Annotated in this window: 8 protein-coding genes and 1 pseudogene; 2 read left to right on the top strand and 7 right to left on the bottom strand. The window is 70.7% G+C overall.

What is annotated here, in order from left to right; genetic code table 11:
• Nucleotides 1-93: 93 nt before the first annotated feature.
• The 5 genes and pseudogenes from ACYVMZ_RS29385 to ACYVMZ_RS29365 all read right to left on the bottom strand — a co-directional run bounded on the left by ACYVMZ_RS29385 (nt 94) and on the right by ACYVMZ_RS29365 (nt 2,994).
• The gene (locus ACYVMZ_RS29385) at nt 94-372 is read right to left on the bottom strand and encodes a DUF1876 domain-containing protein (protein ID WP_461084935.1); all 279 of its coding nucleotides are present in this window, start codon (nt 370-372) and stop codon (nt 94-96) included.
• A gap of 157 nt (nt 373-529) precedes the next feature.
• The gene (locus ACYVMZ_RS29380; protein WP_461084933.1) at nt 530-1,375 is read right to left on the bottom strand and encodes an EamA family transporter; all 846 of its coding nucleotides are present in this window, start codon (nt 1,373-1,375) and stop codon (nt 530-532) included.
• On the bottom strand, nt 1,372-1,890 hold the full coding sequence (locus ACYVMZ_RS29375; protein WP_461084931.1) for a YbaK/EbsC family protein: 519 nt from the start codon (nt 1,888-1,890) through the stop codon (nt 1,372-1,374). The genes ACYVMZ_RS29380 and ACYVMZ_RS29375 overlap by 4 nt, the downstream gene beginning before the upstream one ends.
• Nucleotides 1,891-1,967: 77 nt before the next feature.
• Nucleotides 1,968-2,153, bottom strand: coding sequence for a DUF397 domain-containing protein (locus ACYVMZ_RS29370; RefSeq protein WP_461084929.1), 186 nt, complete (start codon nt 2,151-2,153; stop codon nt 1,968-1,970).
• Nucleotides 2,150-2,994: pseudogene (locus ACYVMZ_RS29365) on the bottom strand (helix-turn-helix domain-containing protein). Before ACYVMZ_RS29365 ends, ACYVMZ_RS29370 begins: the two are co-directional and overlap by 4 nt.
• 138 nt (nt 2,995-3,132) lie before the next feature.
• On the opposite strand from ACYVMZ_RS29365, the gene ACYVMZ_RS29360 reads away from it, so the two are divergent.
• Nucleotides 3,133-3,585: an ATP-binding protein gene (locus tag ACYVMZ_RS29360; protein WP_461084927.1), complete on the top strand. Its 453-nt coding sequence runs from the start codon at nt 3,133-3,135 to the stop codon at nt 3,583-3,585.
• A gap of 225 nt (nt 3,586-3,810) precedes the next feature.
• Here the strand turns inward: ACYVMZ_RS29360 and ACYVMZ_RS29355 are convergent, their stop codons facing one another.
• The gene (locus ACYVMZ_RS29355; protein WP_461084925.1) at nt 3,811-6,033 is read right to left on the bottom strand and encodes an MMPL family transporter; all 2,223 of its coding nucleotides are present in this window, start codon (nt 6,031-6,033) and stop codon (nt 3,811-3,813) included.
• A gap of 135 nt (nt 6,034-6,168) precedes the next feature.
• Nucleotides 6,169-6,768 (bottom strand): TetR/AcrR family transcriptional regulator, encoded by a 600-nt coding sequence (locus tag ACYVMZ_RS29350; RefSeq protein WP_461084923.1) that lies wholly within the window; start codon nt 6,766-6,768, stop codon nt 6,169-6,171.
• A gap of 164 nt (nt 6,769-6,932) precedes the next feature.
• On the opposite strand from ACYVMZ_RS29350, the gene ACYVMZ_RS29345 reads away from it, so the two are divergent.
• Nucleotides 6,933-10,364 (top strand): S41 family peptidase, encoded by a 3,432-nt coding sequence (locus ACYVMZ_RS29345; protein ID WP_461084921.1) that lies wholly within the window; start codon nt 6,933-6,935, stop codon nt 10,362-10,364.
• Nucleotides 10,365-10,460: the final 96 nt, after the last annotated feature.

Below are 10,460 nucleotides of genomic sequence, written 5' to 3'. Positions count from 1 at the left end.
GACCTGTGCGATGTGGCACAACCGCACCATCGGCGCACCCATCACCAGGTCACTGATCGCTTACGACCACTGAGCCACATCGGAACTACTCGTCTAGATGTGGATCGGGTGCGAGGTCCGTCCCGACGCCTGGTCGATCTCGTCGTGCGCCTTGGTCAGCAGACGCATGGCGAGCTCGTTGAGCGCCCGGGCCCCGGCGATCTCCTCCCCGACCCTCGGCTGATTCGCGTCGGTGCGGTGCCGGGTCGCGTGTCCGTGCGCCCGTACCTCGCTGCCGTCGGGCAGCCGCACCAGCGCGACCGCCTTCGTGTGCTGGTCGTCCTCCTTGAACTCCAGCTCGACGTGCCATCCCACAGCGGTGTGCATTGCCATGACGATCACCTCCGGAACACCTAGTTCCAGAGTGCTCCTCACGGCGTACGGACGCACGCACTGAGGGCGAGCGATGAGTTCCCATCCTGGGCCGTCTGTCCGTAGGAGACGCCTGAGGGAGAGGACCGATGGGCACACGTACGTTCAACTCGGCGCCCTACCCGGCGTGCAGCATCAGACCGATCCCGACGACCACCAGACCTGCCGCGACGATCCTCGGGGCGCCGAACTCCTCCTTGAAGAACAGCGCCCCGATCGCCGCGCCCACGATGATGGACGACTCCCGCAGGGCGGCGATGGGCGCGAGCTCCGCCCGGGTCTGCGCCCACAGGACCAGGGCGTACGCGGCGACGGACAGGACGGCGCCGAGCAGTCCCAGCCGGGCGTACGGCCGCAGCATGGCGCCGGTCGCCTTGCGCCAGCGGCTCAGGGCGTACGCCGGGATGACCACGCCCTGCACCGCCATCAGCCAGGCGACGTACCCCAGGGAGGAGCCGGAGGCGCGCACGCCGAGCCCGTCGACGACGGTGTACGCGGCGATGGTCAGCCCGGTGGCGAGTGCGGCCCCGATCGCCGCCCAGTCGGGCCGGCGCCCGCGCAGCCACCACAGGGCGACGCCGGTCAGCCCCGCGCAGGACACCGCGATCCCGGCGGCGGCCCATCCGTCGGGCACCTCGTGCGCGAAGACGGCGGCGAGCACGGTCACGACCAGGGGCGCGCTGCCGCGCGCGATCGGGTAGGCCTGCCCGAAGTCCCCCAGCCGGAAGGACTTCATCAGCAGCGCGTAGTACGCGATGTGAATCGCGGCGGAGCCGAGCAGATACGGCCACGCCCCGCCCGCCGGAAACGCCACGAACGGCGCCACGGCCAGCCCGATCAGCACCCCGCCGCCGGATATCAGCGTGAACCCGACGAGCTTGTCGGTGATCCGGTGCGCGATGGCGTTCCAGCTGGCGTGCGTGACGGCGGCGAGCAGGACGGCGGTCGTGACCAGCGGCGTCACGCGGAGCGCTCGCGCACGTCCACGAGGGTGCCGCCCGCGTGGGCGATGAGCGTCTTGGGCTCCATGGGGAAGACGGTGTAGGGCGTACCGGCGGCCGCCCACACCGTCTCGTGGTCGAGAAGGGACCGATCCGCGAGGACCCGCGTCCTCTGCTTGTGCCCGAAGGGCGGTACGCCGCCGATGGCGTACCCGGTGGTGTTCCGTACGACGTCGGCCTTGGCCCGGGTGACGGCCCCGGCACCGAGCTCCTGCCTCACGCGCTCCACGTCGACCCGGGAGGCCCCGTCCATGAGGACGAGCACGGGCACGCCGTCCGCCGCGAAGATCAACGACTTGCAGATCTGACTGAGCTCACACCCGATCGCGGCGGCGGCCTCGGCGGCGGTCCGGGTGGCCTCCGGGAAACGGCGGACCTGAGCGATGAGGTCCGCGAGCCCGAGGTCACGCAGAGCTGCTGCGAAACGGGGGTGGGCTCCGGAGTTCTCGTCCTGGGCGTCAGTGGTGGCTGTCGTCATGGGGGGCACGGTAGCGGTGCGTGTATGGGACACGCGAGTGGGTTACGGCTGGGCCGCTCCTCGGGCGGCCCCGACCGTTACTTCGTGACGTACGTGAGGAAGTCGGCCCAGGTGGTGGAGGCGACCGTTACCTGCTGGGTGTCGGGGGCCTTGGAGTCGCGGACGTGGATCCTGGCGGGGGTGGTGGCGACCTCGACGCAGTCGTTGATGTCGTCGGTGTCGCTGTAACTGCTCTTGAACCAGTGGAGTTGTGCGGTGCTCATGGTCTCCCCAGCGCTTGCTCGATGAAGGCCAGTGACTCCCTCGGTGGGAGAGCCTGCGCCCGGATCATGCCATAGCGAAGCTCAAGGATCCGGAGATCCTTGGGGTTCTCGACCGGGCGCCCGTTGAACGCGCCAGCGCAGCGTCCGATCGCCGTGCCGTCAGCGAACTTCAGCAACTGAATCCGGCCCGACGACCCGGCGTGCTCCTCCAGGTCGGTGGGCATGACCTGGAGCGTAACGTTCCGCAACTGCGCTAGCTTCACAAGGTGTTCGAGCTGCCGACGAAGCACTGCCTTACCGCCGATAGGGCGTTCCAGCGTCACCTGTTCCTGGACAAAACTGAGCGTCGGGGCGGGCTCCCGTTCGAAGATCGCCCTTCGAGCCACTCGTGCGGCCATTCCGCGCTCCACCTCTTCCGGGGTGTGCGCGGGCTGCCTCATCTCGAACAGCGCCCGCATGTACTCCGGCGTCTGCAACAACCCATGGATGTTGTGGCTGCTGTAGAAGAGCAGCTCCTCCGCCCGCCCCTCCAACTCCCATAGCTCCCGTACCTTTTTCGGATACCGAGCCTTCTCCATGTCCTTCATGAACGCCCGCAGATGTCCCTGCGCCTTGAGGACCTGGTCCGCCCGGCCAGGAACTCCGGCCGGGGGATGCGCACGCCGCGTTCCATCTTGCGAATCATGTCTTCGCCGTAGCCCATGGCGTCGCCGAAGTCGGCCGCCCCCATCCCGGCCGACTCCCGACAGACCTTGATCATCTTCCCCACCGCCTGGACGAGCGGCTCCATCTCGTCACCCGGCTCGATGCCCCAACCCGCTTCGTCCACACCGTCGTTCATCGCTCCACCTCCGTCGCGCACCCGTACCCGCACAACCACCGGGACAGCCGGGACAGCACGAGACAAACGCCGGACAGTAGCCGTACGCACACGCGCTGCCACCAGTCACCGTACGCAGGCTCCGCCACTCTGAGTGACATGAATCAAGAGATGGCTGCCCCTGAAAACGAACTCACCGCCACCGTGCGCAACTTCAGCCTGCTGCTCTCCCACCCGCCCCGCGGCGCCCGCCTGGCCCGTCTCCTCGCCACCGAGCAACTCCGCGCCTGGGAGCTGCCGTTGGAGCCCGCACAGCAGATCGTCGCCGAGCTCGCCGCCAACGCCGCCACCCACGGGCGTGTCCCCGGCCGGGACTTCCGCCTGACGCTCTACGTCGTCGGCGACACCCTCCGCATCGAGGTCACGGACACGTGCGGGGACCGCCTCCCCCGCCTCGGCCCGGCGGCCCCGCACGCCGACTCCGGTCGGGGACTGCTCCTCGTGGACGCCCTGGCCGACCGCTGGGGCACGGCACCGGGGCCGTACCCGCGCAAGACGGTCTGGGCGGAGCTCAGCACGGCGAGTACGGCAACCCGTCACCCACAGGGGTGATCACGACCAACTCGACTGGAATTCCGACAACCGCGACCGCATCACCTCCTGCACCGACCTCGACACCTCACCCGCTGGTTCGACCGCGCCATCACCGCCACCTCCACCGACGAGGTCTTCGCCGAGGACCCGGCCGCCCCCGGGCAGTGAGCAGCAAAAGAGGAAGCCGGTGAGAGCGCCCGTCCCCACGGAGCCCTCACCGGCTGGTTCTGCGAGCCGTCGCCGTCAGGCGCGGACCAGTTCCCGGTTCTCGTCCGGGTCCTGGTCCTTCTTCCGGTCGGCGTCCGTGCGCAGGCCCTCGCCCTCGACGTCCACGTTGGGCAGGGCGCGGTCGAGCCACTTCGGCAGCCACCAGGCCTTCCTGCCGAGGAGGGCCAGGACCGCCGGGACGATGGCCATGCGGACGACGAACGCGTCGAAGAAGACCGCGACCGCCAGGCCGAAGCCGATCATCTTGACCATGGACTCGCTGGAGCCGATGAAGCCGGCGAACACCGCCATCATGATCACGGCCGCCGCGGTGACGACCCGCGCGCCGTGCCTGAAGCCGGTCACGACGGCCTGGCTGGGCTTCTCGCCGTGGACGTAGGCCTCCCGCATCCGGGTCACGAGGAACACCTCGTAGTCCATCGCCAGGCCGAAGACCACACCGACCATGAAGATCGGCATCATCGACATGACCGGACCGGTCTCCTCGACGCCCATCAGGCCGGACAGCCAGCCCCACTGGAAGACCGCGACCACGGCACCCAGGGCCGCCATCACGCTCAGCAGGAAGCCGAGGGCCGCCTTCAGCGGGACGAGGATCGAGCGGAAGACCACGATCAGGAGGAGGAAGGCCAGGCCCACCACCAGGATCAGGTACGGGACGAGGGCGTCGTTGAGCTTCTGGCTGACGTCGATGTTCATCGCCGTCGTGCCGGTGACCAGGACGTTCGCGTCGGTGTCGGCCTTCACCTCGGTGCCCGTGTCGCGGATGGCGTGCACGAGGTCCTCCGTCGTCACCGACGACGGCTTGGAGTCGGGGATCACGGTGATCGTGGCCGTGTCACCGGCCTTGTTGGGCACCGGCGGGGTCACCGTGACGACGTCCTCGAGGCCCTTGATCCCGTCGGCCACGTCACCGAAGACCGCCTGCGGGTCGTCGCTGTTCTTCGCGTCGACCACGACCATCAGCGGGCCGTTGAAGCCGGGGCCGAAGCCCTCGGACAGCAGGTCGTAGGCGCGGCGCTGGGTGGTCGACGTCGGCTGCGAGCCGTCGTCGGGCAGGCCCAGCTCCAGCGAGGCCGCCGGGACGGCCGCCGCGCCCAAGCCGACGACGCCCAGCAGCAGGACCGCGAGCGGGCGGCGTACGACGAAGCTCGCCCAGCGCGTGCCCATGTTCGGGCGCCCCGGTTTCCTGGGCTCACGCCCACCGCCGAGCAGCTTGCTCTTCTGGCCCGCCGGGCGGACCCTGCGGCCCGCGTAGCCCAGGAGGGCCGGGATCATCGTCAGGGCGATCAGCACGGCGATCGCCACGGTGCCCGCCGCCGCGAGGCCCATCTTCGTCAGCATCGGGATGTTGACGACGGCCAGGCCGACCAGCGCGATCACGACCGTCAGGCCCGCGAAGACCACCGCGGAGCCCGCCGTGCCCACGGCCCGGCCGGCCGCCTCCTCGCGTTCGCGGCCCTCGGCCAGCTCGGCGCGGTACCGGGAGACGATGAAGAGGGCGTAGTCGATGCCGACCGCGAGGCCGATCATCGTGGCGAGGGTCGATGTGGTGGAGCCGAGGTCCAGGGCGCTGGCCAGGGCGGCGATCGTGGAGACGCCGATGCCGACGCCGATGAGGGCGGTCAGCAGCGGCAGGCCGGCCGCGAGCAGGGAGCCGAAGGTGATGACGAGGACCACCGCGGCGATCGCGATGCCGATGATCTCGGCGGTGCCGGTGTGCGGGACCGCCTGCAGCGCGTCACCGCCGACCTCCACGGTCAGCCCGGCGTCCCGCGCGTCCTGCGCGGCGTCCTCCAGGGCGTCCTTGGTGGCGTCCTGAAGCTCCATGCCGGATACCTTGTACTTGACCTGCGTGTAGGCGATCGTGCCGTCCTTGCTGACGGCCTTCGCCTGGTACGGGTCGGTGACGGAGGCGACCTCGGAGCCGTCGGACAGCTCCTTCACCGTCTTCTCGACGGTCGCCTTGTTGCCGGCGTCGGTCATCTTCTCGCCACCGGGCGCCTTGAAGACGACACGCGCGGTGGCGCCGTCGGCACTCATCCCGGGGAAGCGCTCTTCCAGCAGGTCGAAGGCCTTCTGGGCCTCCGTGCCGGGGATGGAGAAGGAGGTGGAGCCCGCGGCGGGGGCGCTGGCCGCGCCGACGCCCGCGAGCGTCAGCAGCGCCGCCCATATCAGGGCGACGAAGTGCCGTCGCCGGAAGGCGAGCCGGCCGAGTTTGTAGAGGAATGTGGCCACGAGGGCGTACTCCCGGTCAGGTCGTTGGGTACTTCAGGGCAGGGGTGATCAGCCCGACGACGTGAGCGGTGACGTCAGGTGGTGGCTGACTTACGAGGTCTGACCTATGTACGAGGTCTGACTTACGGGGACGTGTCAGTGCGTGGTGACGCCGAGGGCGGGGAGGACCACGGCGTCCACGTACGAGACGAGGAAGGCCTGGGTCGGCGGCTGGTCGTCGAGCAGCGCGCGGGTGGCGAAGCCCCCGACCATCATGTGCAGCAGGAAGTCCAGCGCCGGGCAGTCCGGGCGGACCTCCCCCCGGTCGACGGCGCGCTGGATCACACGCCGGAACTCCGCCATCTCCGGTTCGATCAGCTGCTCCCGGAACGCCTGGCGCAGGTCCGGGTGGTTGTGCAGCGCCATGGCCACGCCCCGCATCAGCGCGGAGTTCTGCTCGATGGTGCAGTCGTCGTCCTGCGTCAGCACAGCGTGCAGGTCGCCTCGCAGGGACCCGGTGTCGATCTCGTCGATCTTGCCGGGCTTGCTGTGCCGGATGGCCTTCACGACCAGCTCGGCCTTGCCGCCCCACTGGCGGTAGAGCGTCGCCTTGCTGGACCGGGTGCGGGCGGCCACGGCGTCCATGGTGAGGGCGTCGTAGCCGACCTCGCGGAGCAGGTCGAGCACGGCCTCGTACAGCTCGGCCTCGCGCTCGGGAGTGATCCGACTGCGACGCGGCGTCGCGACCTCAGTCATCCCTCTCACCTTCCTGCTCCGAACGACACGGTTTCGTACGTCACGAATGTAGCGCACCCTCGATGAAAACGAAACTGTTTCGTACGTGTGCCGTGTCACGCCGCCTCACGCCGTCCACTTCGGCACGATTTGCCCCGGCCCGTCCCCAGGCAAAGCATGGTGAGGTGAGCTATCTGCGCCTCCCGCACCTTCATGGCGATCTCCTGTGCTTCGTGGCCGAGGACGACCTCTGGCTCGCGCCCCTCGACGGGCCCGGCCGCGCCTGGCGGCTCACTGTCGACCGCACCAAGGCCGGCCACCCCCGCTTCTCCCCCGACGGCCGCCACCTCGCGTACACGAGCTGGCGCAGCCTGGTGCCGGAGGTCCACCTGGTGCCGGTGGACGGCGGCCCGGGCCGCCAGCTCAGCTACTGGGGCAGCGCCGACACGCGCGTGTGCGGCTGGGACCCGGACGGGGCCATCCTCGCCGTGGCCTCGCACGGCGAGCCCTTCTCCTACTTCACCTGGGCCTACAAGGTCTCCCCCGACGGCGACCCGGGCCGCAAGCTCCCCTGGGGGCCGGTCGCCGACATCCAGGTCGCCGAGATCGAGGGCGAGCGGAAGACCCTGCTCCTCACCGGCACCCCACCGCACGAACCGGCCGCCTGGAAGCGCTACCGGGGCGGCGCCATGGGCCGCCTGTGGCTGCACGGGCAACGGCTCCTGGCCGATCTGCACGGCCACCTGCACTCCCCCATGTTCGTCGGCGGCCGGATCGCCTTCCTCTCCGACCACGAGGGCGTCGGCAACCTCTACTCGTGCGCCTACGACGGCTCCGACCTGCGCCGCCACACCGACCACGACGCCTTCTACGCCCGGCACGCCTCCAGTGACGGCACGCGCGTGGTGTACCAGTGCGCCGGGGACCTGTGGATCGTCGACGACCTGGCCCCGGACTCCCGGCCCCGGCGGATCGACGTACGGCTGAGCGGGCCGCGCGCGGGACGGCGCAGGTATCAGGTGCCCGCGGCGCAGCACGTCGACGGGATCTCCGTCGACGACACGGGCCGCGCGAGCGCCGTCGTCGTACGCGGCAGCCTGTACTGGCTGACCCACCGGGACGGGCCGGCGCGCACGCTCACCGACACCCCGGGCGTGCGGGTGCGGATGCCGGAGATGCTCGGCGAGAGCGGGCAGGTGGCGTATGTGACGGACGCGGAGGGCGAGGACGCGATCGAGATCGCCCACCTGCCCCGGGCGACCGGCGCCCAGCCGCCCCGGCGGCTGGCCTCGGGGCGGCTGGGCCGGGTGCTGGAGCTGGTGGCGGACCCGGAGGGCGAGCGGCTGGCGGTCGCCTCGCACGACGGGCGGCTGCTGCTGATCACCGTGCCCTCCGATGACGCGGCTTCCGCCGCGGGCGGCGGGGAAGCGGGAGGCGACATCGGCGAGGCAACGGAGAGCGGGGCCGGCCAGGCGCCGGAACGCGACGTCGGCGAGGAGCCGGAGGGCAGGGGCGACGAGACACCGGACGGCGACGTCGACGAAACACCGGACGGCGAGGCCGACGAGACACCGGACGGCGAGGCCGACACCGAGGCACCGGACGGCGAGGTCACCGAGCTGATCCGGTCGATCAACGGGCCGGTGCGCGACCTGGCCTTCTCCCCGGACGGGACGTGGCTGACCTGGTCGCACCCGGGGATCGGCCGCTCCCTGCGGCAGATCAAACTGGCCCGCATCAAGGACAGGTTCATCGTCGACGTCACCAACGGCCGCTTCGAGGACGAGAACCCGGTGTTCACCCGGGACGGCCGCTACCTCGCCTTCCTGTCGTGGCGCGGCTTCGACCCGGTGTACGACGTTCACACCGGCGACCTGTCCTTCCCGCTGGGCTGCCGGCCGTACCTGGTGCCGCTGTCGTCGGCGACCCCGTCCCCCTTCGCCCTCAACCCCGAGGGCCGCCCGGCCGCCGGCGGTCTGGACCCGCTGGACGAGGAGGAGACCGGCGAGGCCGGTGCGGTGACCGTCGAGGTCGAGGGCCTGGAGAGCCGGGTCACTCCCTTCCCCGTCACCGCCTCCAAGTACTCGGCGCTGTACCCGGTCGCGGGCGGCGGTCTGGTCTGGCTGCGCTGGCCGATCTCGGGCGCGCTGGGCGAGACCTTCGCCAACCCGGACGACCCGAGCGAACGGCCGACCCTGGAGTACTTCAACCTGTCCAAGGCCAAGAAGTCCGAACTCGTCGCCCACCTGGACTGGTTCGCGGTCAGCGGCGACGGCACCCGGCTGGTCCTGCTCGACGAGGGCGACCTGCGCGCGGTGCCCACCACCGAGCCCGGCGACAGCGACTCCACCACCTGGATCGACCTGCGCCGCATCCTGCACCAGGTGGACCCGGCCGCCGAGTGGCGCCAGGCGTACGAGGAGGCCGGGCGCCTGATCCGCGCCTACTTCTGGGAACCCGGCATGTGCGGCATCGACTGGGACGCGGTGCTGGACCAGTACCGCCCGCTGGTCGAACGGGTCGCCTCCCCCGACGAGTTCGCGGACCTCCTGCGCGAAGTCCTGGGCGAGCTGGGCACTTCACACGCGTACGTCGCCGCCGCCCGCCGCAACGAGGGCCCGGCGCACTACCAGCGCTGGCAGGGCCTGCTGGGCGCCAACTTCGTCCACCGGGACGGGGGCTGGATGGTCAAGCGGATCCTGCCCGGCGAATCCTCCGACTCCAAGGCCCGCTCCCCGCTGGCCGGCACGGGCATCCGCGAGGGCGCGATCCTGACCCACGTCGACGGCCGCCCGGTGGACCCGGTGGCGGGCCCGTACCCCCTGCTGGCGGGCTCCGGCGGTACGACGGTCGAGCTGACCTTCGCCCCTGCGGAGGGCGAGGGCCCGCCCCGCCGGGTCGCCGTCGTCCCGCTCATCGACGAACGCCCCCTGCGCTACCAGGACTGGGTCGCCAAACGCCGTGCCGTCGTCCGTGAGTTGAGCGGCGGCCGCTGCGGCTATCTGCACATCCCGGACATGGGCGGCTCCGGCTGGGCGCAGTTCAACCGCGACCTGCGCATGGAGGTCTCCCGCCCGGCACTGATCGTGGACGTACGCGGCAACGCCGGCGGCCACATCAGCGAACTCGTCATCGAGAAACTGACCCGCACGATCCTGGGCTGGGACCTCACCCGCAACGCCCAGCCGGTGTCGTACACGTCGAATGCGCCGAGGGGTCCGGTGGTGGCTCTGGCGGACGAGGCGACGTCCTCCGACGGCGACATGATCACAGCCGCCTTCAAGCTGCTGAAACTCGGCCCGGTGGTCGGGCAGCGCACCTGGGGCGGCGTGGTCGGCATGACCGGCCGCCACCGCCTGGGCGACGGCACGGTGATCACGGTCCCGATGAACGCGGCCTGGTTCGACGCGTACGGCTGGTCCGTCGAGAACAAGGGCGTCACCCCCGACGTCGACGTCCTGCGCACCCCCCTGGACTGGGCGGAAGGCCGCTACGCCCAACTCGACGACGCGGTCCGACTCGCCCTGGAACTCCTGGAGACGAACCCTCCGGCGATCCCGCCCACGTACAGCGACGTACCGGACCGTTCCCGCCCGAAGCTGCCGCCGAGGATGTAACCGCCGGCAGGGCAACGCCCCAAAGGGGCGCGGGGAACTGCGCGACAAGCCTCCACCCACCCGCACCCGACAAGGCATTCGCCAACCATGACAAAA

Source organism: Streptomyces deserti (assembly GCF_054782695.1).
This window is presented reverse-complemented; position numbering and strand designations above follow the sequence as displayed.